This is a genomic window from Algoriphagus halophilus (genome assembly GCF_900129785.1).
GTDB classification, from domain to species: Bacteria; Bacteroidota; Bacteroidia; order Cytophagales; family Cyclobacteriaceae; genus Algoriphagus; species Algoriphagus halophilus.
The window spans coordinates 2,167,717-2,193,789 of record NZ_FSRC01000001.1 but is presented as its reverse complement, the minus strand read 5'-3'; the positions used below and the strand labels follow the sequence as shown (position 1 = coordinate 2,193,789).

At 36.0% G+C, this 26,073-nt stretch carries 23 protein-coding genes; 18 read left to right on the top strand and 5 right to left on the bottom strand.

The window, feature by feature from the left end:
• Nucleotides 1-66: 66 nt before the first annotated feature.
• The 11 genes from cysN (at nt 67) to BUR11_RS09270 (ending at nt 11,253) form a co-directional block, all read left to right on the top strand.
• Nucleotides 67-1,326 (top strand): sulfate adenylyltransferase subunit CysN, encoded by a 1,260-nt coding sequence (gene cysN, locus BUR11_RS09320; RefSeq protein ID WP_074224555.1) that lies wholly within the window; start codon nt 67-69, stop codon nt 1,324-1,326.
• Between the two features lie 122 nt (nt 1,327-1,448).
• A complete protein-coding gene (gene cysQ, locus BUR11_RS09315; RefSeq protein ID WP_234982136.1) occupies nt 1,449-2,243 on the top strand; it encodes a 3'(2'),5'-bisphosphate nucleotidase CysQ in 795 nt (264 codons plus the stop codon).
• A gap of 62 nt (nt 2,244-2,305) precedes the next feature.
• Nucleotides 2,306-3,544, top strand: a complete 1,239-nt coding sequence (locus BUR11_RS09310; protein ID WP_074224554.1) for a polysaccharide biosynthesis protein — start codon at nt 2,306-2,308, stop codon at nt 3,542-3,544.
• A gap of 1 nt (nt 3,545) precedes the next feature.
• Complete coding sequence (locus BUR11_RS09305; RefSeq protein WP_143185898.1) at nt 3,546-4,721, top strand: O-antigen polymerase; 1,176 nt, start codon at nt 3,546-3,548, stop codon at nt 4,719-4,721.
• Nucleotides 4,684-5,454, top strand: coding sequence for a hypothetical protein (locus tag BUR11_RS09300; protein ID WP_074224552.1), 771 nt, complete (start codon nt 4,684-4,686; stop codon nt 5,452-5,454). Before BUR11_RS09305 ends, BUR11_RS09300 begins: the two co-directional genes overlap by 38 nt.
• 3 nt (nt 5,455-5,457) lie before the next feature.
• Nucleotides 5,458-6,597 carry a polysaccharide pyruvyl transferase family protein gene (locus BUR11_RS09295; protein WP_074224551.1) on the top strand — a complete coding sequence of 380 codons (1,140 nt, stop codon included), beginning with the start codon at nt 5,458-5,460 and terminating at the stop codon, nt 6,595-6,597.
• Entirely contained in the window at nt 6,597-7,766 is a 1,170-nt protein-coding gene (locus BUR11_RS09290; protein WP_074224550.1) for a glycosyltransferase family 4 protein, read from the top strand. Before BUR11_RS09295 ends, BUR11_RS09290 begins: the two co-directional genes overlap by 1 nt.
• Nucleotides 7,763-8,542, top strand: coding sequence for a WecB/TagA/CpsF family glycosyltransferase (locus BUR11_RS09285; protein ID WP_074224549.1), 780 nt, complete (start codon nt 7,763-7,765; stop codon nt 8,540-8,542). The genes BUR11_RS09290 and BUR11_RS09285 overlap by 4 nt, the downstream gene beginning before the upstream one ends.
• A 2-nt stretch (nt 8,543-8,544) precedes the next feature.
• Complete coding sequence (locus tag BUR11_RS09280) at nt 8,545-9,516, top strand: NAD-dependent epimerase/dehydratase family protein (RefSeq protein WP_074225189.1); 972 nt, start codon at nt 8,545-8,547, stop codon at nt 9,514-9,516.
• On the top strand, nt 9,509-9,850 hold the full coding sequence (locus BUR11_RS09275; protein ID WP_074224548.1) for a cupin domain-containing protein: 342 nt from the start codon (nt 9,509-9,511) through the stop codon (nt 9,848-9,850). The genes BUR11_RS09280 and BUR11_RS09275 overlap by 8 nt, the downstream gene beginning before the upstream one ends.
• 5 nt (nt 9,851-9,855) lie before the next feature.
• Nucleotides 9,856-11,253: a UDP-glucose 6-dehydrogenase gene (locus BUR11_RS09270; RefSeq protein ID WP_074224547.1), complete on the top strand. Its 1,398-nt coding sequence runs from the start codon at nt 9,856-9,858 to the stop codon at nt 11,251-11,253.
• Between the two features lie 222 nt (nt 11,254-11,475).
• Here BUR11_RS09270 and BUR11_RS09265 read toward each other — a convergent pair whose 3' ends face one another.
• From BUR11_RS09265 to BUR11_RS09255, 3 genes are all read right to left on the bottom strand, one after another.
• A complete protein-coding gene (locus BUR11_RS09265) occupies nt 11,476-12,810 on the bottom strand; it encodes a capsule assembly Wzi family protein (RefSeq protein WP_159439215.1) in 1,335 nt (444 codons plus the stop codon).
• 453 nt (nt 12,811-13,263) lie between these two features.
• Nucleotides 13,264-13,968, bottom strand: a complete 705-nt coding sequence (locus BUR11_RS09260; RefSeq protein ID WP_084560902.1) for a sugar transferase — start codon at nt 13,966-13,968, stop codon at nt 13,264-13,266.
• 49 nt (nt 13,969-14,017) lie between these two features.
• Entirely contained in the window at nt 14,018-14,719 is a 702-nt protein-coding gene (locus BUR11_RS09255; RefSeq protein WP_074224545.1) for a sugar transferase, read from the bottom strand.
• Nucleotides 14,720-14,989: 270 nt separating this feature from the next.
• Between BUR11_RS09255 and BUR11_RS09250 the strand changes: the two genes are divergently transcribed.
• The 6 genes from BUR11_RS09250 to BUR11_RS09225 all read left to right on the top strand — a co-directional run bounded on the left by BUR11_RS09250 (nt 14,990) and on the right by BUR11_RS09225 (nt 23,399).
• Nucleotides 14,990-16,147 (top strand): glycosyltransferase family 4 protein, encoded by a 1,158-nt coding sequence (locus tag BUR11_RS09250; RefSeq protein WP_074224544.1) that lies wholly within the window; start codon nt 14,990-14,992, stop codon nt 16,145-16,147.
• Between the two features lie 131 nt (nt 16,148-16,278).
• Nucleotides 16,279-17,418 (top strand): aminotransferase class I/II-fold pyridoxal phosphate-dependent enzyme, encoded by a 1,140-nt coding sequence (locus BUR11_RS09245; RefSeq protein WP_074224543.1) that lies wholly within the window; start codon nt 16,279-16,281, stop codon nt 17,416-17,418.
• 1 nt (nt 17,419) lies between these two features.
• Nucleotides 17,420-18,058: a sugar transferase gene (locus tag BUR11_RS09240; RefSeq protein ID WP_317045249.1), complete on the top strand. Its 639-nt coding sequence runs from the start codon at nt 17,420-17,422 to the stop codon at nt 18,056-18,058.
• A gap of 237 nt (nt 18,059-18,295) precedes the next feature.
• Nucleotides 18,296-20,206, top strand: a complete 1,911-nt coding sequence (locus BUR11_RS09235; RefSeq protein WP_074224542.1) for a polysaccharide biosynthesis protein — start codon at nt 18,296-18,298, stop codon at nt 20,204-20,206.
• Nucleotides 20,207-20,386: 180 nt separating this feature from the next.
• Nucleotides 20,387-21,973 carry an NAD(P)/FAD-dependent oxidoreductase gene (locus tag BUR11_RS09230; RefSeq protein WP_074224541.1) on the top strand — a complete coding sequence of 529 codons (1,587 nt, stop codon included), beginning with the start codon at nt 20,387-20,389 and terminating at the stop codon, nt 21,971-21,973.
• 58 nt (nt 21,974-22,031) lie between these two features.
• Entirely contained in the window at nt 22,032-23,399 is a 1,368-nt protein-coding gene (locus BUR11_RS09225) for an exonuclease domain-containing protein (protein WP_074224540.1), read from the top strand.
• Here the strand turns inward: BUR11_RS09225 and BUR11_RS09220 are convergent.
• Both BUR11_RS09220 and BUR11_RS09215 read right to left on the bottom strand, forming a co-directional pair.
• On the bottom strand, nt 23,382-23,948 hold the full coding sequence (locus BUR11_RS09220; RefSeq protein WP_074224539.1) for a GNAT family N-acetyltransferase: 567 nt from the start codon (nt 23,946-23,948) through the stop codon (nt 23,382-23,384). The two genes, BUR11_RS09225 and BUR11_RS09220, sit on opposite strands and share 18 nt — an antisense overlap.
• A complete protein-coding gene (locus tag BUR11_RS09215) occupies nt 23,949-25,073 on the bottom strand; it encodes a pyridoxal phosphate-dependent aminotransferase (protein ID WP_074224538.1) in 1,125 nt (374 codons plus the stop codon).
• Between the two features lie 200 nt (nt 25,074-25,273).
• On the opposite strand from BUR11_RS09215, the gene BUR11_RS09210 reads away from it, so the two are divergent.
• Nucleotides 25,274-26,065: a hypothetical protein gene (locus BUR11_RS09210; protein WP_074224537.1), complete on the top strand. Its 792-nt coding sequence runs from the start codon at nt 25,274-25,276 to the stop codon at nt 26,063-26,065.
• Nucleotides 26,066-26,073: the final 8 nt, after the last annotated feature.

Here is a 26,073-nt window from a genome sequence, read left to right as displayed (position 1 = left end):
AAAATAATATTTCTCTCTGCGTTTGCAATGACAACAAATTCAATTGATCAATAAGAATTCATAATAATGTCTATACAAGAAAACAATCAATTACTTCGATTTACTACCGCAGGCTCAGTAGATGATGGGAAAAGCACATTAATCGGAAGACTTCTATTCGATTCCAAATCAATTTTTGAGGATCAAATTGAGGCTGTAAAGTCTTCTTCTGAAAAAAAAGGCTTTGATTATGTAGACCTATCACTTCTCACTGATGGATTAAAGTCCGAAAGAGAACAGGGAATCACTATTGATGTAGCCTACCGATACTTTGCCACCCCTAAGAGGAAATTTATCATAGCAGATACTCCTGGTCATACTCAATACACTCGAAATATGGTAACGGGAGCATCCACTGCTAACCTTGCCATTATTTTGGTAGATGCACGTAAGGGTTTATTAGAACAAACTTATAGGCACTCTTTCATCGCCTCGCTTTTGAATATCCCACATGTGGTAGTTTGTGTGAACAAAATGGATTTGGTAGATTATTCTGAAGATGTCTATAACAAAATTGTTGCAGATTATGAGGCTTTTTCATCCAAGTTGGATATCAAAGATGTTCAATTTGTACCCATTTCTGCTTTGAAAGGAGATAATGTTGTAGACAGATCTGAGAACATGCATTGGTATGAAGGCTCCACTTTATTGTATCATTTAGAACATGTTCATATAGCCTCTGATTTCAACCATATAGATTGCAGATTTCCTGTGCAAATGGTAATTCGTCCCCATACCTTGGATTTCCAGGATTTTAGGGGGTATGCAGGTAGAATAGATGGAGGAATTTTTAAGCCAGGTGATGAAGTGAAGATTTTACCTTCTGGATTTACTTCCAAGGTTGAAAGTATAGAACTGAATGGGGAAGCCATTGATGAGGCCTATGCTCCAATGTCAGTCACTATGACACTTGAAGATGAGATAGATATCAGTAGAGGGGATATGATAGTTAGACCTAATAATCAACCGAAAGTCGAGCAAGATTTAGAAGTGATGGTTTGTTGGATGAATCAAAAGTCCCTTCAAAATAGAACCAAGTTGATTGTGAAGCATACTACGAAGGAGTGCCAGGCCATGGTAAAGGATATTCAATATAAAGTCGATGTGAATACACTACATAGAATAGAAAATATTCAGAAGATAGGTATGAATGACATTGCAAGAATTTCTATACGAACAGCACAACCTGTTTTCTTTGACTCCTATAGTAAAAATAGACAAACCGGTTCCATTATCCTAATTGATCCAAATACAAATGAGACGGTCGGAGCTGGAATGATAATCTAAGAGTCAAGATTTTAGATCCTAGAGTCAAGATATTTATTTACAATTTACAAATAGAATACAAATTTACTCCCAATCAATTCCCCCTTTTTCAAAGGGGGCTAAGGAGGATTAATAAGACAGCATTGAATTCAAAAATCAACATAAAACAACTTACCTCTCTTGCCAAAGAAGCTTCTGTAGTCGCAGGCAAAGCAATTCTTGAAATCTACAATTCGGCTGATTTTGGTGTTGAAATGAAAGGTGATAATTCTCCACTCACCAAAGCAGATCAAGCAGCGCATCAAGTAATTGAAAACTTTCTCGAAAAAACGGGACTTCCTATTTTATCTGAAGAGGGAAAGGACATTCCCTACGAAGTAAGAAAAGTTTGGGATTATTTTTGGATGGTAGATCCACTGGATGGAACCAAAGAGTTTATTAAAAAGAATGGAGAGTTTACGGTAAATATTGCTTTAATTCATGAAGGGCAGCCTATACTAGGTGTCGTTTATGCACCTGTTTTGGGATGGTTGTATTGGGGTAATAAAGAGGAGGGAGCTTGGAAACAAGAAGGGTCTGCCACTGCCTTTCAATTGAAAAAAAGATTTTCTTCAGAAGTTAAAACAATTGTTGCCAGTCGCTCCCATCTTAGTCCCGAAACTCAAGATTTTATCGATCAATACCCTGGAGTAGAAGTGATTTCTATGGGCTCTTCACTGAAATTTATGTTGGTCGCTGAAGGAAAAGCTCAGGTTTATCCTCGGTTTGCCCCTACAATGGAGTGGGATACTGCAGCAGCTCATGGTGTGATATTAGCGATGAATGGGCATATGTTACAATGGCCTAATAATCATATAATAAACTATAATAAAATTGATTTATTAAATCCATATTTTATAACTTTTTTGTTAGAGATAAATTTGAATAAGAAGAAATGAATTTTTTTGGTAGTATAATATTATTCTAATAAAAAAATATTGAAATTTTATTTCGAAAATTAATGAGATCAAAAGGCGAATTTTTTGAAAAAAAATTAGTTCTTCTAATAATTAGACTATCAAGTATAGGTTTAAGTTATTTAATACTTTATTATATGACTAACTATGATGGTGGTGTTTCTAAGTATGGAGAATTTTCATATTTTTTTTCATTTATCGCAATATATTCAATATTTCTTAAGTTTGGTTTTGATACTATGATATTAAGGGTAGATATGAACGATGTAGATTTAATACGTAAAAAATTCTCATATTTTTATTTCATTAATATATTTCAATTTTTTTTAAATATAATTTTATATATCTCGTTAAAAATTCCCTTCTATGTTGTGATTTCTGCACACTTGTTTTCACTTTCGTTTGTGTTTTCTGAGTTACTCAGAAGAGATAATAAGGTAGGTTTGTATCTATTATTTACCAATTCATTTTTTCTTTTAATTCAATTTTTATTAATTATATTTGTTGGGTCAAGTCACTTACCGTTTATTTTTTTTATTTCTTATTTTATAAATTTTATAATTGTTGTAAAATTAGTTTTTTCGTGGTATAAACAATTAATACTAGTTTCTCCATCAATAATACCTTTTTCTGTTATAAGAACTTATTTTAATGCAAGTGTTTTGGAAGTTTCTAACTCTTTTAATTCTCATGGAATTACATATATATTTTCTTTTTTTACCACAAATGATATTCTAGGAGTTTTTAGTATTTGTAAAAAATTAAGTAATGGAGTTGAATTACCATATCAAATATTAAATATTTCAAATGCCCCAGTATACTCTAATTTAAGAAATTTTTCATTTGAATTTAGAGTGTTTCTGAAAAAACAAATAAAATTATTTTTTATTTTTGGGTTTTTATTTCCAATTTTTTCCTATTTTTTAGTTTTCTTTCTAATCGATATTTTGTTAATACCGGAAAAATTTATTAATTTATTTTATGTATTGTCCTTTATTCTATTTTTATCAAAAGCTTTAAATGGTCTTACAGGACCTACATTTACTTTGATTAAAATTTTTGGAAATCTTAATTCTGTTGCAAGATTTCAAAGTATTTATTATTTAATCTCCACGTTCATTATATTGTTGTCTGGTTATTTATCATTATATTTCCATGTTAATCAATTAGATTTAGCTATTATTTTGACCGTATTATCTTCTATGTCTTTACTTATTATAAATATTTTTTATTTACGAATACTTAGAGAGAAATATAATATAGTTCTATTTAAATTTATATAAGTTGACTTCCTTAACAGTGTATTCTAGATATAGTAAGTTATTAGCAATTGCTGAAATTTCTACTATTTTTTTCTTTATTTTTATACCTTATATGGGATTTTCGTCATACCTTAAGAATTTTTTATTTATATTTGTTGCTATTCTTTTTATTAAAAGAAAACCGTCATTATCTTGTTCTGATGTTCGTTTTTTAAAATCATTTTTGGGTTTTTTTATGATAATTTTATTATTTATTTGCTTAAAATCTTTGACTAATTTAAATTATAAAGATGGATTTATGGCTTTTAAAGAACTTTTCTTAGTTTTCTCAGGGATCTTTTCTTCTATTCTTTATTTTTTCAGTATGCACCCTTATTTTAAATCTTTTCCTAGGATTTTCATTATTTACAGTTTTTATATATTAATTTTATTTACTTTTCTAACTCATAATTTTGATTTTTTAATTCTAAATAATCTTAATAATTTTATTTCTCATGGATTTAATTCAGCTTCTGAGTCAATAATCTGTTTTTTATATATACCGTATTGTCTTTATTTTATATATAATAAAAAGTATTCTTATTTAATTATTTCTATCTTCATGATGTTAGTAGTCGGTAAAAGATTGCCTATTTTTATTGTTTTATTTATGCTTTTTTTAGCATATTTTAAAATTTATAAAATAGTTAATTTAAAATCCCTTAAAGTTTTATATTTTTTATCTATTTTTTTTATTTATTTCATTATAATTAATTTTGGATATGGGGTTTATGATGATTTTATATATAATAATTTAATGGTTTCTCCTAATCAATTTAGCGCAGGACGTTATTTAATTTATTATAATCTTTTTAAAGAATATAATGTAATTTCATTATTCGGTTATAATCTTGGTGAATTGTCAATTTATACTTCCTCTTTGAGTTTTACTAATTTGACTTTAGTGCATTCCGATATTTTAAAGATTTTTGTTGAATTTGGTATTATTTTAGGTGTTTTATTTTTTATATATTACCTTAAGTTTTTTTATTTTTTTGGTTATAATTTCTTGTTATTGTTTATGTTTACATTTACATTTGTAATAATTCTGATTTCGGATAATGTATTTATTTATAATACAATTCAGTTTATTTATTTTCTAATTTATTTTATTTCTCAAAGTGAAGAAAAAATTAATATTTATAGGAGGAGCGAGTAGATCTGGTACTACTTTGATAGGAAATGTTTTTTCTAATTGTGCTAATGCTGTATTCTTAGGTGAATTGTTTCGATTTTTTATCTATAGAAATAATGATGATTCTCGGAAAGTTCCTTCAGAACACACTTCTTGCGGTTGTGGTGTACCAGTATATAAGTGTCCTTATAATGTTTATAATAATTTAATTCATGATTTTCCTTATAATCCTAATCTTTATTCTAAGGTAAGAATGTCTAATTTCTTTTATAAATTAAATAAAAATGATTTAGATTATATTCGAAATTATAACTATTATATTTTTAATAAGTTTAAAGATTCTACTTTTTTTGTAGATAGTAGTAAAATGGGTAAACTTTATAAAATTCTCAAATTATTTCATTCCGAATCTTATTTTATTTGGGTTTATAGACCTTATAAAGAAGTTGTTGATTCTTGGAGTAAAGAAAAATCTTATTTGGGTAGTAAATCTTATTTTTCTTCTGCTAAATTATTTGCAATTGAAGTATTTTGGAGTTTTTTAGCTTATTATACTACCAAATCTAAAAACCGGTTATTCTTAAATTTCAATAATTTTCGGAAAGACCCTAATTTTTATATTTCTCAATTTAATAAAATGACGGATATGTCAATTCCTTATTTTGAGGATCGTCATATGAAAATTATTAATTTAAATCATAGTATGGCAGGCAATCCTTCTAAAGGAGATCAAGTATATGATATTTATTTAAAGTAAATTATGAATCTTTTAATATTAGGTCACTTTGGTGGTCATAATACTGGAGATGAAGCAATGTTATATGGGTTGCTTACTCAATTGAATGTTAATTCGGATTTTAGAATCGAACTGGTGTCTAAGGGAAGTAGTTCTGATTATTTTTTTAACTTTCCCGTTAAAATTGTTAAGCCTGGTGTTAAGCAAATTTTATCATCTCTTAAAAATTCAGATTTTGTTATTTTATGTGGTGGTACTCATTTCCATGATGATTATGTGTTTTCTAGGTATCTTCGACATGTACGATACCTTTTCCGTTATTTGGGTATTTTTACCTTGGCAAGAATCTCCGGTAAAAAAGTATGTTTGATTGGAAATGGATTGGGACCGTTTAAATATTCTTTTACGAAAGTATTGACCCAAGCTGCAATTAGATTATCTAATCTTACTACGGTAAGAGATATGGCTTCCTATGAAGAAATTAAAACCTTGGGAATGGTATCAAGTAATACTTTTTTGACTTTTGATTTGGCTGCATTATTGCCCTTGAGCCGTTCTGAGATTGATTCAAGCCTAATAGGAGTTTCTTTGACTCCCTTGCATTATTATAATGCCGAAGGAGAAGATTTAAATCAACTCTATCAGGATCAGGTCTTTGATGGGCTTAATAAGGCAATGGTAGCCAATGCAAATTTGAAGGTTAAAATATTTGTTATTAGAGGTGGTGAAAGAGAGTCAGATGTGGATATCTCTCGTCTTCTTTTTAATAGACTTATTGGTATATTCTCTGAGAGTAGAGTGGCACTGTCTAACTTTAATTATAATCCAATCTCCACCTTAAATGAAATTGCAGAATGTAGAGGTGGCTTTATCGCTTCTAGATATCATTCAGCGATGTTAGGCTATATTTCTTCATTGCCCTTATTGTTTCTGGCTTACCACAGGAAGCTTGAGGACTTGGCCTTTGATGTAAAACTTCATCCTGACGCATGTGTCCCTTTGAATAAAAGTTATTTGGGGACTGATAAAATTAAAAATAGCATTTACGAATTATCTATTGGTAATGATCAAAGGTTTATTGCAGAAGTAACCCCTAACGTAATGGTGGAGAAATCGCTTGAAAATATTCATTTTTTGAAAGATTTAATGAGACTAAAAAACTAATGAAATATATTCTAGCTATAATTCTGACTCCAACTTTTGGTGGGCCTCATAATCAGATTTTCAGATTAAATGATTCTCTTAAAAAAGCGGGATATCAATACATTGTATTAACTCCTGACCCAAATGGGACTGGAACAAGAAGGTTGAAAGAGAAGGGAATAAAAGTCATCAATCGAGAATTGCACAGGCCGAGAAAGTCATTAAACTTAGCCATTCATTTTCAATATTTTACTAATTTTTTTTCTGATATAAAGTTTATTCAGGAAGTAATTGTTAGTAATAAGATTGACTTGGTCCAGCTTTGTGGTCTATTTAATATCCAAGGTGCTATAGCTGCCAATCGTAGCAATAAACCAGTTGTGTGGCAGTTATTAAGTAATTTTGCACCTAAGTGGTTGCGAAACCTTTTGTCACCCTTCGTTAAGAAACATTCGGATGTGATCATGACGACAGGTTTGCAAATAGCAAAAGAACATGGAGATATTGCAAAATTCAACAATTTGATACCGTTTTACCCACCTGTTGATTGCAATTCATTCAAATTCGATGAAGACAAAAAAAAAATGATGCGTGGCTATTTAGATGTTCCGAATGATGCTTTTCTGATCGGCACTATCGGGAATCAAAACAGGCAAAAGGCCCATGAAAATTTTGTAAAAATATGCGATAGATTTAAGCAAAAAGCTGGTAAAGACGGTGTGTTTTTCAGGGTCATCGGAAATAAGACAGAATCCCAATGGACTTACTACAAAAGTAATGTAATTGACCTGATAGAAGCTAAAGGCTTAGGTAGAGATGGCTTCCTTACTGTTTCAATACCTAAGTTTGAGATATCAGATTATTTATCTGCGTTTGATGTGTTTTTATTGTCTTCCAAAGCAGAAGGAGTGCCCACGGTCATCTTGGAATCAATGGCTTCTTCATTGCCTATAGTGACTTCTGATGTTGGTGCAATTTCTGAGGTGGTAAAAGATATGGAGAATGGCTGTTTATATCAGTTAGACGATTTGGATAAGGCTGTAGATTATCTTATACAACTTAGTTTGAACCAAAATGAAATAGAGAGAATAGGAGAATTAAATAAGTGCGAAGCTTTAGAAAAATACGATGTGTCTGAGTGCGCCCGAATTCACATAAGTGCCTTTAAACTAGCAATGGACCAGTCATGATAAATAGAGCTATTACTGTGGTAGATATACCACTTTTTAAAGATGGATTTGATTCAGCTGTTGATCTTGTTTTGTCAGAGATTATTCACAGGGAGAGTAGCGGGACAAACAGGTGCATCAGTGCAACAGGTGCACATGGCATCATGGAAGCAAAAACAGATGCAAATTTCAACAAGGTTTTAAATGAGTTTTATATCAATTTGCCTGACGGTATGCCTGGAGTATGGGTAGGAAGGGCTAAAGGAGCAAAAGCTATGGAGAGGTGCTATGGGCCGGACTTTTTTGAAGCTATGATGGTCAAATCATGTAACACAAATATTAAACATTTTTTTTGTGGAGGTATGGAAGGGGTAGCTGATAAATTAAAACAGGCATGTAGTGAGAAGTTTGAAAATAATAATGTAGTAGGGACGTTTTGTCCTCCATTTATGGATGTCAAAGATTATGACTATGAGTCTATTTCCGATCTAATAAACTCTTCGGGTGCAAATATTGTTTGGGTTGGGATTAGCAGTCCAAAGCAGGAGAAGTTCGCCAAATATCTTTCACAATTTACGCAAGTGGATTTTTTAATTACAGTTGGTGCTGCATTCGATTTTCATATTGGTAATGTTAAGCAAGCCCCAAAATGGATCCAAAAGTCGGGGTTGGAGTGGTTATTCAGATTAAGTGTAGAACCAAAAAGACTCTACAAAAGGTATGTGAGCATCGTACCAAAATTCGCATTTTACGGAGTAAAAGATTTAATAAATTATAAACTTAAATTAAATAAATGATTATGAAAAAAGCATTAGTTTGTGGTGCTGGTGGATTCATCGGCGGACATTTAGTAAACAGATTAAAGAGTGAAGGTTATTGGGTTCGTGGGGTAGATATCAAAGAGAATGAGTATGGTAATACGAATTCAGATGAATTTGTTTTAGGAGATCTACGGGATGTTAATTTGGTAAAGCAGGTAGTAACTTCTGATCTGGATGAAATCTATCAGCTAGCAGCTGATATGGGAGGAGCAGGCTTTGTATTTACGGGTGACAATGATGCCGATATTATGCATAATAGTGCGCTTTGTAATTTGAATGTTCTTGAAGAAATGAAGAGAAAGGGAGTTAAGAATGTCTTTTATTCTTCTTCCGCCTGTATGTATCCCGAATACAATCAAATGGATCCAGACAATCCTAAATGTTCTGAGGATAGTGCATATCCAGCAGCTCCAGATAGTGAATATGGATGGGAAAAACTGTTTAGTGAGCGTTTATATTTAACCTACAATAGAAACCATGGTTTCAATTCAAAAATTGGCAGGTTTCATAATATATTCGGACCACAGGGAACCTGGAAAGGTGGTAGAGAAAAAGCTCCTGCTGCCATTTGCAGAAAAGTAGCAATGGCACAGAATGGGGATGTTATAGAGGTTTGGGGAGACGGAACCCAGACTAGGTCATTTTTGATTGTTGATGAATGTGTTGATGGTATTAGAAGATTAATGGAATCAGACTTTGCCGGACCAGTAAATATTGGATCCGAAGAAATGATCTCTATTCAAAACTTTACCAGATTAGTAATGGACATATCTGGCAAAGATTTGTCTATAAAAAATATTGAAGGTCCGACCGGTGTAAAAGGTAGAAATTCCGATAATAAACTAATCAAAGAAAAATTGGGGTGGGCCCCTTCAATCCCATTAAGAAATGGTGTTGAGAAAACATATAATTGGATACTTGATCAGATCAAAGTCACTGAAAATGTCTAATTATTGTGTAGATTTAAAGAGTTTAGTTCCTGTAGATAATGCTCATGGCTTTGGAAAAAAGCTAGTTTTTAAAAAGAATGATGAGCTTGACAATTCATTGACTCAAATTGCAATTGGTGTTTTTCAACCAGATGAATCTTGCGAAGAGCATATGCATCCTACAATGTTTGAGTATTTTTATTTCCTAAATGGTGAAGGTACATATCGCGTTGGAGGAGAGGATATTAAAATTTACAATGGCTTACTATTAGAAATCCCCGCAGGCGTTCTTCATTCTCTACATAATGAAGGAATAGATGAACTTAGGTTTTTATATTGGGGAGTTGCAATTTAACATTTATGAAAATCAGAAAAATCTGCTGTATTGGAGCAGGGTATGTGGGGGGGCCTACTATGGCTGTTATCGCCCAAAAATGTCCGGAAATCAAAGTAACTGTAGTGGATTTTAACCAAGCCAGAATAGACGCTTGGAATGATGAGAACCTGGACAATCTGCCGGTTTATGAACCTGGCTTAGATCAGGTAGTAGCCGAAGCCAGGGGGAGAAATCTGTTTTTCTCCACGGCTGTTGACAAGGCGATCCATGAAGCTGAGATGATCTTTATCTCTGTGAATACTCCTACCAAAACATACGGGGAGGGTAAGGGACAGGCTGCGGATTTGAAATGGATAGAACTTTGCGCTCGGCAGATCGCTGCTGCTTCTGATACGGATAAAATCGTAGTGGAGAAATCAACTCTTCCAGTCCGTACCGCTGAGGCTGTAACGGATATTCTGGACAATGCCGGAAATGGAGTGAAATTCCAGATCCTTTCCAATCCTGAGTTTTTAGCTGAAGGTACAGCAATAGAAGACTTGCATAAGGCTGATCGCGTGCTTATTGGAGGTGATCTAAATACCCAGGGTGGAAGAGAGGCTATTGAAGCTTTAGTGGGAGTTTATTCCCATTGGATTCCTCGGGATAGAATCCTGACTACTAATGTATGGTCTTCCGAACTCTCCAAGTTGACGGCTAACGCCTATCTGGCCCAGCGTGTATCCTCCATCAATGCGCTTTCTGAGCTTTGTGAGGTTACTGAAGCAGACATTGATGAGGTTTCCCGCGCTATTGGTGCAGATAGTCGAATCGGTGGTAAGTTTTTGAAGGCATCTGTTGGTTTTGGTGGATCTTGCTTTCAAAAGGATATCTTAAATCTGGTATATATAAGCAGATCCTATGGATTGACTGAAGTTGCGGATTATTGGGAACAGGTTATCAAGATGAATGATCACCAAAAAGGCAGGTTTGCAAAAAAAATAATCAAATCCCTTTACAATACAGTAAGCGGAAAGAAGATAGCTTTTTTGGGATGGGCCTTTAAAAAAGATACCAACGATACCCGAGAGTCAGCAGCCATCTATGTTGCAGATCATTTACTGTGCGAAAAGGCTAATGTTCACGTTTTTGATCCAAAGGTGAAGGCTCCCCAGATTCAAAGTGATATCAACTACCTTCAATCCAGAAACCAGGAGGAAAACGAATCGCTTCTTTCTATTGATACTGATCCTTATGGAGCTTGTAGAGATTCCCATGCAGTGGCTATTTTAACAGAATGGGATGAATTTAAAACATACGATTGGCAAAAAATCTATGACTCTATGTTGAAACCAGCTCAAGTTTTTGATGGTAGAAATATTTTGGACCACGATGCTCTAAGGACCATAGGATTTAGAGTTTACGCAATTGGGAAAGCATGATAGTTTTCGATGATCAGTAAACAATTTGAAGCATGGTTTGAAAGGATTTCCAAACTTTGAGAATATCTGTTTCTTTAAAGAAAACTGCTAAAATAAATTACAAGTTAAGGAACCGAATTACAATAGCCTATATAATCCAGAACGAATATAATTTTTATCTCTCTTAGGCAATTTTGAAGAAAGTAAAACCCTCCCGATAAATATATGGAAGGGTTTTTTATTTTAAAGAGAATAGATCAATGAAAGATTTAAGGAAAAATTACTTTTCTTGTTTGTTCCTGTTGAAAACCCGTCCTGATTTTGATTTTCTTTTAGGAAATTATAATTGTAAGAGGAAGTTATTCCTATGGAGCTTTTAAATAAGAATCTCTCAAATGCATTTGAATAGTTCACAAAAAATGAATTGTCTACCCAGGGATCCACATCCATTCCTGCTGTATTGGCAAATTCATAGAAGTTAGGTTGGTTTTGAAATCTTTCTATCTTGAAAGATATTTCCTCAAATCCGTCATAGATTCCTACTTTGATTAAATAGGAGTTGCCACTGATTCCGGTATTGGCTCCCAATAATTGACCCTCATTGGTCCAACCGTGTTTCACTTGGAAATTATCAAAGGATCCTAGTCCACTATTACTTATTCCCAGTACATTTGGCCATCTTACGATATTATTTATACTAAATTCACTTTGCGTTATTTCTCCTTGGAATCCTAAAGAATATCGGCTAGGTAGTTTGAAATATTTACTAAAACCTAATTGAAATGCTCGGCTATGTTCTGGGTTAAGAAGTAAATCTCTCCAGTTAAGAGGATGATCATTTCTAGAAAATTCAAAGTAAATTTCAGCCTTAGCAGAAGGAATTAAATATCGGGAAAAGATAGATACATTTTGATCTTGTCTCAAATCCCGGCTTTCAATCAGGCCCTCTTCTTCTTTTTGGAATGGGGCGAATAAAGGGAAAAAAGCTTTAAAATTATTTTCCATATCCTCTCTATAGACCTGAAAACCTCTAGTCCCTCCCAATGAGAATCCCGGAATCCATTTAGGGCTATAAGAAATAGTCAAGCCTGTAAAATACCTCCAACTGGATTCTTCTTTCTCACCAAATATAGTTTGGTAATTGCCATCAGAAAAATGTGTTTTATTGGATGAATTTAATTGTCCAGCCCAATAGATACCTTCAAAGTTACCTAAAAACGTTTTTAAAGGCCTGGTACTTTGGAGCCTGAAATGGTAAAAGCCAGGAGCATTATCACTAATGACAAGGGAAGTAAATTGTCCCGGGCCTGCCCAAATGTTTTCAGAAGAAACGCCTAGGAATATCCCTCCTAGGTAGGCACCAATATGGGAATTGCCTAGATTAAAACTTGAAATTGAACCCGTCCCGTACCTTACAGGCTTTTCTATTCCGAAAACACTTCTTCTCAAAAGGCCGAAATACTCATTCGGAGCTTCTGTTGGATATTCTTCAAACCTTTTGTTTTGAGCAAAGTGGAAGTTGGGATTAAATTGAAACGAAAGCTTTCCAAAGTTAAAATGAAATCCAGGTGAAACCATAATTTGCAAACCCACATTAGAAAGTAATTCAGAGTTTTCCCAACCATTTGGTATGGATGAATTATAGGTCGTAAGTAAATGAATCGGGATTAGTGTTAGTTTTAATTTACTATTCTTTTTTTGAAACGAAGAAGGTGAGTAAGGGTATCTTGATGTTGAGTCTCCTAAATAAGCAGAATTGTATTTAGGAAATGATTTCGGGATTGCAATTGGTCTTACATTAAAACTAAGAGAACTGTCAACATGGCCTTGGACTTGCTCTCTCCTTAAATATTCGTAGAGTTGACTAAAGGAAAGAGGAAGGTTTTGGCAAAAAGATTGGAACCCAAAAATGAAAAAAATTAATAGAAGGCTGAATTTTTTCATGGAATTCATTTCAAATATTGGAGTTTGCTAAAAAAAAAACATTTCGAATGAAATGCTTTTTCTCTAAGTGAAAATAATGATTTTTTTCTAATGGGCATTTTCGTTATCTGTTAAAATGGATATAAAAGTCATCCAGATTATCTTCAAATCCATAATCGGACTCCAAGTTTTAATATAATGTAAGTCAAGTTTATATCTAAAATACATTTGGTGGAATGTTTGAGTTTCACCTCTATATCCTTTAGCCTGCGCAAGTCCAGTTATTCCTGGTTTAACTAAATGCCTATTATTAAACCCTGGAATTGTAGCTGCACTCATTTCGTTTAATTTTATGGGATGAGGTCTAGGTCCAACTAATGACATATTTCCATAAATGACATTTAAAATTTGTGGTAGTTCATCTATACTTGTTCTCCTAATAAACCTTCCTACTTTTGTAATTCTAGGGTCATTTTTAGTTGCCTGTTTGATGTCGGCTTCTTTGTTTACTACCATAGATCGGAATTTATAGCAGCGAAATCTAGAATTGTAAATACCCCCCCTTTCCTGTCGAAAAAATACAGGCCCTGGAGATTCTAATTTGATCAAGATGGCTATAATAGGAAATAGCCAAAACCCGATAGTTGCCATAAAAATAAATGCACCTAATAAATCAATGGCCCTTTTTAATATTAAATTCATCCAATTAAAATGATCAGACATCTGTATATCGTTATCTTCTAAAAAATCATTCGATAAAATTGATTTTGAAGTAAATATTTTAAACTGATTTAGTTGTTGTAGCTGGTTCATTTCTGTAGAAAATTGAATTTAAAAGTCTTTCATAAGTAATTGGGTTTATTTAATAAGCATTAGAATCCCCTTGGAACAAAGATTTTATCGTGGATAGCATTATTTTTATATCAAATAAAGGATGCCAATTTTTGATGTAATACATATCAAGCTTGTATCTGAAATAAATTGAATGGGAGATAACTGTTTCTCCTCGGTAACCTTTAATTTGTGCTAAACCAGTAATTCCTGGTTTAACCAAATGCCTATTTTCATATCCTTTTATTTTTTTTGAATATTCTTCATTTTGAGAAACAATTAAAGGTCGCGGACCTACAATAGACATATTCCCATAGATGACGTTCAAGACCTGGGGTAATTCATCAATGCTTGTCGTTCTTAAGTATTTTCCAACTCTAGTTACCCTAGGATCATTTCTAGTCGCTTGCTTTAAATTTTCCTTGCCTTCAATAACCATAGATCGAAATTTATAGCAATTGAAGGTTGTGCCGTTTATTCCTCCTCTTGTCTGCTTAAAAAAAACAGGTCCTTTTGAATCCAATTTGATTAAGATTGCAACAATAGGAAACATCCACCATCCAAAAAAGATCATAAAACCAAAAGCTCCACCTAGATCAATAATTCTCTTGAAAGTAAGGTTATACCAATTATAATTTGGCGATTGAACTGAATCATTACTTTCATTTTTGGGCTTTGTGGGACTAACGTAAACCTCAAATTCTTCAGATTTTTTGATAGTATTTTCGGTCATAGTAAAAAAACCTGTTTTTAATATTTTTAATAAATTAAAACAATAAAATTCGGGATTATTGAAATTATTTCAAAAAGAAAGGCTGAATATTTGTAAATACATAAAATTGCAGTTGGTGTTTTAAATAGCTTCTGACTTTCTTTTTTAAAATTATTTCAAAAAAAAACAGTTCAAATCTGTTGCCATTTTATAGTTAAATCCGTTTAAAGTTGGAAATGTTTTCATAAATGGGCCTTATTTTTGTTTTTTTGTCAGTCTAAACCAATTTACATGTATTATATACTCGCATTTTTATCATCTTTTGCCACAGCAGTCTTATTTTTCCCGGTACTGATTCAACTTTTTACCAAATATAAGTTGTCAGATTCCCCAGGTGGTAGAAAAATTCATCAACATGTGGTTCCATCCATGGGGGGGATCGGGTTCTTTATGGCGGCGACCATTTCTTTGGGAATCTGGATCTGGCAATTTTCATTACCTGATATTCGATATGTGTATGGTGGAATCTTATTGATGTTTTTTGTAGGGTTGAGGGATGATTTTGTGGAATTGAGAGCTTCCAAGAAATTGCTAGGCCAATTGATCTCTGTTTTATTAGTCGTGGTGGTTGCGGATATTCGTATCCGAAGTTTTCATGGCTTCCTTGGGATTCAAGAATTGAATCTATTTGCAAGTTATTCCTTTTCTACCTTGGTTCTATTGGCATTAACAAATGGATTCAATCTAATCGACGGATTGGATGGCCTGGCAGGAACTATTGCTGTTATTTCACTCAGCTTGCTAGGATCCTGGTTTTATATTCAAGGGGTGGAAAGTTATGCCTTGATAAGTTTTACATTTTTGGGAGGTATTCTCGCCTTTTTGGTTTTCAATTGGCATCCTGCCAAAATATTTATGGGTGATACGGGTTCATTGACTTTAGGCTTTACCTTAGGAACCTTAATAATTGCTTTTATGGAAATCAATGAAGGCTTACCGGAAGGAGCTTTTATGAAATTTGAGCCTACTTTTGGCATCTCTGTCGCCTTGATGATTTATCCTTTGTATGATATGGCAAGAGTTTTTGCCAGAAGGATATCTCAAGGAAAAGGCCCCATGAGCCCCGACAAATCCCATGTGCACCATTTCTTAATGAGAATGGGCCTTAAGCATAATCAAGTCGCTTTGCTATTAGGTTTTTTGCAGTTTACAATAATTTTATTGGTTTTTGTTTTAAAAGATTTCTCAGATAATTTAGTTCTTCCATTGATCTCGTGTATCGTAATTATTTTGGGTTGGAGGCTGGATCAAGTCACTATCAAATATGTGAAGAAAAAAGTGGATCTTTCTCCTAGGGTATTGGAAATCAGAGAGAAAGGAACTAAGAAAAAAAGAAAAGCTACGGTAGATAGAGAAGGTCTTAAGGACAGTACTATCAATTTAAATTAATGGATTCGAACCTCCGATTTACTTAATTTTTTAGCAAATCTGCCTTTATAGTAGCTGTACATTCATTATTCAGTGTTGGGATTTTGTACTTTAAGTAGTATGTTTAGAAAAGTTTTACACTATATTAATACATGGCGTACAGAATCCCTCTTTCCTTTCCGGTATTTGAAGGTAATGAAAAGTGTTATACTGAACAGGCTATAGCATCGGGTAACTTGGCTACTTTTGGGGCCTTTATTAATAAATTTCAAAACAAACTTTCCAAAAAGATCAAGACACATCAGGCTGTAGCCCTGAACTCAGGTACTTCTGCGCTCCATTTAGCCATGGTATTAGTAGGGGTAGAACCTGGGGATGAGGTGATCTGCCAGTCTTTTACTTTTTGTGCCTCCGCAAACCCAATCGTTTATTTGGGAGCTCAACCTATTTTCGTGGATAGTGAAATAGATACCTGGAATATCTCTCCGGAGATATTGGAAGATGCCATTCTGTCTCGTATTGCCTTAGGGAAAAAGCCGAAAGCCATTGTATTGGTGCACCTATTTGGAATGCCTGCCAAAATCAATGAACTGATGGAGGTTGCCAATAAGTACAATATCCCAGTGATAGAAGATGCGGCAGAGGCAGTGGGCAGTAAATACGAAGGAAAATCCTGTGGTACTTTCGCAGATATTGGGATCTTTTCCTTTAATGGAAACAAAATCATTACTTCAGGTGGGGGAGGAGCGATTATCGCCAACAATACGGAGTTAATTCAAAAAGCTGCACACTTATCTACTCAAGCAAGAGAAGACCTGCCCTATTACCAGCATCTTGAGATTGGATACAATTACAAGATGAACAACTTGACGGCAGCCGTAGGATTGGCTCAGCTTGAAAAGCTGGAAAGTTTTGTCAAGAGAAGAAGAGAAATCAATACTCGATATAGAAATTTATTAGCTGATTTTCCTGGGATATCCTTTCATCAGGAAAGAAGTGAAAGTGAATCCAATTATTGGCTGACCACTATATTAATCGATGAGGAGAAAACAGGTTTTTCTAATGATCGAATAAGGTCTGTTTTATTGAATAATGGAATTGAAACCAGGTTTTTGTGGAAACCTCTTCATTTGCAGCCTGTATTTAAAAGAGCTCCATTTTATGGAGGGAGAGTAGCTGAGAAATTATTTAGTAATGGGCTTTGCCTACCCAGTTCATCCAGTTTGACTATGGACCAGCAACAGGAAATTGTTGGAATCATCGAGAAGGAAATTCAAAAAAGTTATTTCTAGAGTGATTTATAAGAAGTACATAAAGAGGCCATTGGATATTCTCATATCCTTTTTAATGCTTATTGCACTTTCTCCAGTTTTTATCCTACTCTATCTTGTATTAGGGGTGTATTATAGATCCTCTCCCATTTTTTCACAAGTCAGACCAGGCCTCAACGGCAAACTATTTTATATACTCAAGTTCAAAACAATGAATGATGCCTATGATGAATCTGGTTTCTTATTACCGGATAATCAAAGAATCAATCCATTGGGAAAATGGGTCAGGGCTAGTTCATTGGATGAAATTCCCCAATTGATTAATGTGCTGAAGGGAGACATGAGTATGATAGGGCCGAGACCTTTACTTAGAGAGTATCTGTATTTGTATTCAGAAGAGCAAAGTAAGCGGCATGAACTAAGACCAGGAGTTACTGGCTGGGCTCAAATTAATGGTAGAAATGCCATTTCCTGGGAAAAGAAATTTGAGTACGATGTAGAATATGTAACTAATTGCTCTTTTCAGCTGGATATGAGGATTTTATTTGAGACATTTTTTAATGTACTGGCTGGAAAAGGAATCACCCAAAAGGGGCATGTCAGTTCGGAAAAGTTTACCGGATCCCCAGCAAAACGTGTGGTGAACAATCCACTCCAATAAAATTTTTCGTACTTAGAACAATAAGATTAATTTCTAAGTTGAAAGGTGGTAAGTTTGCAATGTCATCAGAACCATTTTTAATTATACGAATAATGCAAAATATTATTGGATTTAAATGAAAAATACTGAAGGTCCTTTGGCGGAATGGTAATTTTCTTAAGAAATAATTATATATTTGCTTACTCTGGTTAAAAAATGTTTGAATTCAAATATTGATCATTTGACAAAAGTTTTACTATGAATTTTTTAACAAGGCTAAAAATTCTTCCTCGATGGATTATAGCCACCCTTGACTCTTTTATCTTATTGCAGTGTGCCCTTTTTGGATACTTAGTCCGATTCAATTTTGAATTAGCACTAATCGAGCAAAACGACGCTTTTGCAGGCTCCTTTACATTTATGGTAGGCGGTCTTCTGGTGATGCAAAACACAAGAAGTTATGAGGGAATTGTGAGACATACGGGATTCAGAGATGGTTCGAATATCTTTAAAACGGTCATCATCAACTTCGTATTATTCCTTTTCTTGAATTTTTTCCATGGCAATTTCCTAAATGATAGGTTCTTACTTCCAACTTCCGTATTGATCATCGCCAGTTTATCGGCTATGTTCATGCTGATATTCTATCGCCTGTTGGTCAAAGAGCTATTTGTTTATCTGAAAAATGGGATTACCGCCCGGGAGATGAAAAACGGGATCATTTTCGGTGCTGGAGAAGCTGGTATTATTGCGCAGGAGGCTATTAAAAGAGACAGTAAAAGCTTGTTCAATACGGTAGCTTTCTTGGATGATGATCCCAAAAAGGAAGGGAAAAACATTGATGGAAAAAGGATTTTCAGAGGCTTAACTGAATTAGAGAAATTAGTTAAGGATAATCATATCACTGAGTTGATTATTGCTGTAAGGGATCTTTCTGTTCAGCGAAAAAATGAGATCATCGATGAGTGCCTCCGATTAAAGGTCTCAGTTTCTATCGTTCCACCCGTGGACCAATGGATCAATGGAGGGTTGACTGCCGGGGCTATCCGTGAAATAAAAATTGAGGACCTTCTCAGCAGGGAACAAATTCGTTTGGATAATCCAAGAATTCAGGAAGATCTCATCGATAAGGTGGTTTTAGTGACAGGAGCTGCAGGTTCCATTGGCTCAGAGCTTTGTAGACAGATTTCCCATTATGAACCTAAACTGTTGATCTTATTGGACATCGCTGAGTCTGCACTATATGATGTGGAACAAGAGTTCAAAGAAAAATGGCCTAATTGTCCTATCAAGATCATTCTTGGTGATGTAAGGAATAAGAAGAAAATGAAAGAGGTTTTCAGAACTTACAAACCTCAGGTGGTTTTCCATGCCGCCGCCTATAAACATGTGCCGATGATGGAAAATTATCCAGAAGAGGCGGTTCATGCCAATGTAATCGGCACCAAGATTTTAGCTGATCTTTCCGTACTTTCCCAAGTAGATAAATTCGTTTTTGTATCTACAGATAAAGCGGTGAATCCTACCAATGTGATGGGGGCCAGTAAGCGGACTGCGGAAATGTATGTCCAAGCTTTGAATGAGTATCTGGAAAGAAACCACAAAAAATACCATACCAAGTTTATAACCACCCGTTTCGGAAATGTTTTAGGTTCCAATGGATCGGTAATTCCCCTGTTTAAAAAACAGATTCTCCATGGGGGGCCAATTACGGTGACTCACCCTGATATCACTCGGTATTTCATGACTATTCCAGAGGCCTGTCAATTGGTGTTGGAAGCAGGTGTGATGGGTGAAGGGGGAGAGATTTATGTCTTTGACATGGGGCAGCCGGTGAAAATTCTGGATTTGGCCAAGAAAATGATCCAGCTTTCAGGGAAAAAAGTGGATGAGGATATCAAAATTGTATTCTCTGGCTTAAGAGAAGGAGAGAAGTTGTATGAGGAGCTGTTAAACGATTTTGAGACAGTGAAAATTACACACCATCCGAAAATCAAGATTGCCCAGGTGGCTCCAGCTGCTTACCACAAAATCGATGGGCAAATAGAACTATTTATGAATTTGATCGGTAAAAACTCTGAAAATGATCTGGTAGGTCATTTAAAAGTGATTGTACCGGAATTTATTTCCAATTCATCCAGGTTTGAAGTGCTGGATCGATTGAATTGATCGTTCAATTGAAAGGAATCTTATGAAAGGAAAATGTGCATTAGCGTTTTCCTTTTTTTTATGGTCTTGAGCCATGCATTTTCATAATTCCCTATTTTTTGATTCAGTGCATGGAATTACTTGGTATAAGCTTGGCTGAATAGCTATCTTTGTGGGCTATTTAAGGATAAATACCTTACCATGAAAAAAGATTTCAATCTTCAATTGAGCCCTGAGCAGGCTTATGATCCTCAGCTATTTCAAGAAACAATTTTAAAGAAGGCAGGGATTCCAATTGACTCCACTGATGTGGTTGCCCGGCAGGTAAAGCGATCCATTGATGCAAGAGGCAGGAAAGTTAAAATCAATGTCCAAGCAGAACTTTTTATAAAAGAGAAGGCACCTTCCTTAATTGATCATATTCCTACCTATCAAAATGTCAGTTCCAAAGATCCCATCCTTATCGTGGGAGCTGGTCCTGCTGGTTTGTTTGCTGCCTTAAGAGCCATTGAACTTGGTGTCAGGCCCATCATCCTGGAAAGAGGAAAAGATGTCAGGGCCCGGCGAAGGGATCTGGCAGCGATTACGAAACATCACCTGGTAAATCCAGATTCAAACTATTGCTTCGGAGAAGGTGGGGCCGGTACCTATTCAGATGGAAAGCTGTATACCCGATCCAAGAAACGTGGAGATGTACGGCGTATCATGGAGATTTTGGTAGCCCACGGCGCCACGGAAGAGATCTTGGTAGATGCACATCCCCATATTGGCACCAATAAATTGCCGAAGCTGGTTGCGGACCTTAGAACTACCATCTTGGATGCAGGAGGGGAAATCCATTTTGATTGTAGAGTGGATGACTTCATCCTGGAAGGCAATGAAATCAAAGGGGTAATTACCCAACATCAGGAAAAAATCAAAGGTCTTGGAGTAATCCTGGCTACCGGACATTCAGCCCGGGATATCTTCCATTTACTTCATCATAAAAAAATCACGATAGAGGCAAAGCCTTTTGCCCTAGGGGTTCGAATTGAACATTCCCAGAATTTGATCGACCGAATTCAATATCATTGTGAAGTGGATCGAGGTCCTTATTTACCTGCCTCTGCTTATTCACTGGTCACACAAACTTCCTATAAAGGAAAACAACGAGGAGTATTTAGTTTTTGCATGTGTCCAGGAGGATACATTGTACCTGCTGCAACTGCTCCCGGAGAGCTAGTAGTCAATGGCATGAGTCCAAGTAGGAGAGATAGTAAGTTTGCCAATTCAGGAATCGTGGTGTCAGTGGAGTTGGAAGATTTACCAGCCTATCAGCATTTTGGGCCATTGGCCGCCATGGAGTTCCAGGCTGAGGTGGAGAGGAAAGCTTGGGAACTAGGGGGTAAAACCCAAGTGGCCCCGGCGCAGAGAATGATTGATTTTGTAACTAAAAAGAATAGCTCGACGCTTTTGGATACTTCCTACCAGCCGGGCTTGGCCTCGGTGGAAATGAGGGAAGTTTTACCTGATTTTATAGCTGAAAGACTGGCGATGGCTTTTAAGGCATTTGGCCAAAAAATGAAAGGTTATTATACCAATGAATCCCAGTTGATTGGTGTAGAAAGCCGAACCTCTTCTCCCGTAAGGATTCCAAGAGATCGGGAGAGTTTTGAGCATGTTCAGATCAAGCGCCTGTACCCTTGCGGGGAAGGGGCAGGATATGCTGGGGGGATCGTTTCTGCGGCCATGGATGGTGAACGATGTGCCGAAAAATTAATTGAAACCTATCGTAGGAAAGTAAACTGATTGTGTCAATCCCTGACATAGATCCTTAAGAGCTCCTACCAATTCTTTATCTTGGGCTATGGAATATGCAATCGTGGATATAGAAACTACAGGAGGTACCGCCAAAAATTGCGGGATCACTGAAATAGCGATATTGATCCATGATGGCGATAAGATCATAGCCGAATTTGAAACCCTCCTAAATCCAGAGCAAGACATTCCCATTTACATCACGGGTCTTACGGGAATAGATAATGGAATGGTTCAGAATGCTCCCACTTTTGAAGAGGTTGGGGAGAAATTATGGGACCTCCTTCACGGAAGGGTGTTTGTGGCCCATTCGGTCAATTTTGATTATGGCTTTGTCAGAGAAAGCTTCGCAAGATTCGGTAGGGAGTTCAAAGCCGATAAACTCTGTACCGTGCGGTTGGCCAGAAAAGTCATTCCGGGTCTAAGTTCCTATAGCTTGGGAAGAATTTGCGAGCATAGAAATATCCCGATTTTAGCAAGGCACCGTGCGATGGGAGATGCCAGGGCCACTGCCATCTTGTTTGATGAAATGGTCAAGGAAAGGCCTGATATCATTGCTGCTTCCCTAAAAAAGAATTCAGGCGAAGCCTTCTTGCCACCGAATATTTCTCTTTCAAAATTCAGGCAACTCCCCGAAAAATGCGGGGTTTATTACATGCTGAATGAGCGTGGAAAAGTGATTTATGTGGGCAAAGCCATCAATATCAAGGAGCGGTTTAAGAACCATTTCTCTGGTAACCTTTTGCCTGGTCTCAAACAAAAGCTAAAATCGGAGGTATTTGATTTGAAATGGGAATTGACCGGTTCTGAAATGATGGCATTATTGGTAGAGGCCTTGGAAATAAAGCGCTTATGGCCTAAGTATAACTCCGCACTCAAATTGCCAAAAACCATGTGGGGCTTGTTTCAATACACAGATGGTTCCGGCTTTATCCGGTTTCAAATCGCCAAAGTAACAAAGCACTTACGGCCTTTGGAATCATTCCTTTCTTCTGAAGAAGCCCATGCATTTTTGAAGGAAGGAATAAAATCGTTTGGCCTATGTCCAAGACTATGTGGATTGAGAAAAGCTCCTTGCCATGAAGGAGGTTTTTTAAGCTGTCAGGGTACCTGTAATTCACAACTTCCCCCTCAGGAATATAGTCGGAATGCCAAGAAATTCATCCATTTGATAGAAGAGAGTAAGCGTGAGATTCTAGTGAGGTTTAAGGGGAGGGTTGACCAGGAAATTGCCGTATGTGTTTTTGACCGGGGAGTTTTAAAAAGCTATGGATATTTCAACGAAATGACCGAGTTGGAATCCATATTGGAACAACTGGAGCCAGTTCCCACTGTTCCGGAAACTTTTTACATTCTGAAACAATTCCTTCCCTCACTTGCTCCGGAACAAATCCAGGTTTTAAACCCTGTTTCCTGATCTTTTTTTGATTTTCTCCCATTCTTCCGGAAGCACACTATAATAGATCGTATCCCTTCTTCTGCCATGTACCATCAAGGTATGGCTGCGAAGTACCCCTTCTTCCACTGCTCCCAACTTCAACAAGGCATGTCTTGCAGGCAGGTTCAGTACATCGGTTTTGATCTCTACCCTTTTTAGATTCAATTTTTCAAAGCAATACTGCAGCATGACCTTTTTCATCGCCTGGTTGATCCCCGTTCCTTGGGCTGCTTTTCCTAGCCAGGTCCAACCAATTTCTATACGTTGGTCCCTCGGGACGTAGTTTCCAAACGCAGTGGATCCAACGAGTTGACCGGTAAATTTATCTACCACGGTAAATTGAAGCCTTTCCCCACGTAAAGCAGGATCCGCCCAATTCGTAAATCCCTCTTCTGTACTCAAGTCAAAAGTGAACCAGGTCCACATCTTAGGGTCCGTGCATAAAGCCCTGAGTATTGGAAAGTCCTGCTTCTGAAGTGGTCGAAGCAGGACTTTGTCATTTTCTAAAATCAGATGATGATCCAACATTTAGCCTAAAACTTCTCGAATGGCTTGATTATATAAGGCAACTTCCTCGATGGTACCCGTCGAGATTCTACACCAATCCATTAATGGTGGAAAAGGCCTGCCAATGATAAACCCTTTATCGGCCATTTGTTTATTTAATTCCACGATATCTCTCCCTGTTTGAAAGAAGACAAAGTTGGTATGCGACTCCAAATAGGGGAGTTTCAGCTCATCCAAGGTTTGGATGATCATGGATTTTGCCTCTTTCGCTTTACTGACTGAAAAATCATAAAATTCCTGGTCTTGCAATGCAGCTTTTCCCGCTTCTATGGCCATGATGTTTAAGTTGGCCACTACTCTTTCGGAGAGCTTTTCTGCCAATTCAGGTTTTGCAATTAAATAGCCTAATCTAATTCCTGCCAGTCCATACACTTTTGAAAATGTTTTTGAAACAATGACGTTTTTGCCCTGCTTGACCAACTCCACCATGGAGGGGTAATTGGGGGTAGTGATGTAATCGTAATAGGCTTCATCAGAAAACACGATGGCCTTATTGCTGACAGAATTACAAAAATCGAGGACTTTCTGAGCCGGAAGCAATTTTCCGGTAGGGTTATTCGGGTTACAAAGGAAGATGAGCTTGGTCTTGGAAGAGACTCTTTTTTCTATTTCATCCAAATCAAAATCATAGTCCTTATTGAGGGGAACCCAATTGATGGAAGTACCCCATAACTTGGCATAATCCATCATCGCCAGGAAAGTGGGTTCGCAGGAAATGATTTCTCCTCCTCCTCCAAAAGTCAGTCCGGTGATCTTCAGTCCTTCTGTTGAACCTGCCACCATGACGATGTGGTCTTCAGGAACCCCCTCTTTTGCGGCAATCATTTTCACCAGGTCTGAGTTATATCTCCAGGGATATCTACAGCCCAAATCAAATCCACTGCTCATGGATTTTCGGACTAATTCTGAAGGTCCATAGGGGTTTTCATTCGATCCCAACATGATGGGACCATCCATTGGCCTAGGATTAAACTTCCTGATTTCCTCTGCGGAAAGGGAATTGGTGAGTCCAGCTCCTCCCAACAATGCAAAACTGCTCCCTAGAGTTGCTCTTTTTAACCATGATCTTCTTGATAATCCTGTCATTTATTTGAGGGTTTATTTGTTGATATTTTAAGTAGAAGCGCAATACTTTATAAATATTACATTTTCTCCATTACTTTATTAAAATTAGCTTTTTTGCTGAAAAAATCAATAAAATAAAATAATCTCTCTCATATTAATAATTCAACGAAATTATTTTTTAAATTAAAGCAAAGCACAATTTACCCTAAACCCAAAGTAATATGAAAAAGATTATAATATTCTTGTTTTTTGTCCTGCTCATGGCAAGTGGTATTCGGGCTCAGCAAACTCAGTACATGGTATTCGATTTCATCAAAGTCGAAAATGATCAGATTTTCGATTACATCGAGTATAAAGATTTAATGGAGAAAGTTTACCGTCAAGCATTAAATGATGATAAAATCAAAGGATGGGATTTTTGGGCATTACAATCAGGTGCAGATCAAAGTACCTTTCAATACATTACCATCACCTATTACAATGATCCTGTCAAGATGATGAATGGCCTGGATGAGTCCACGCTGATTGACTATACAAAAATTGCTTATCCTCATTTAAACGATGCCCAGGTAGCTAAACTGTTTCAGAATGCTCTGGCTATCAAGGATACTCCCATGAGGCTTTACATGCAGGAAATAGTCTCTACAGATGATAATTTCCAAATGAAACCAGGGGTGCTGGCTTCCTTTGACCTGATGAAAGCCTATGAGGGAAAATTTCAGCAATATGAAGAGGCGGAAACGGAGGTATTTAGACCGATCCATCAAAGTAGGATTGAACAAGGGCTGATGGGGCATTGGAGCTTTCTGAGAACTGCATTACCCCTTGGATCAGAAGCAAAATCAACACATTTAACCCTGAATATGTATAAGGATTACATGCAATTCTTTAATGCGCAGGCGTATGAAGATTTAAATCAAACTGCTGCGCAACAAAAGGCTGTCAATGAAGGTTTAAATTCAAGAGATCAAAAGTGGGTGTACTTGGCCACTTTAGAAAATGTAGTGCGATAGTCCGGTTT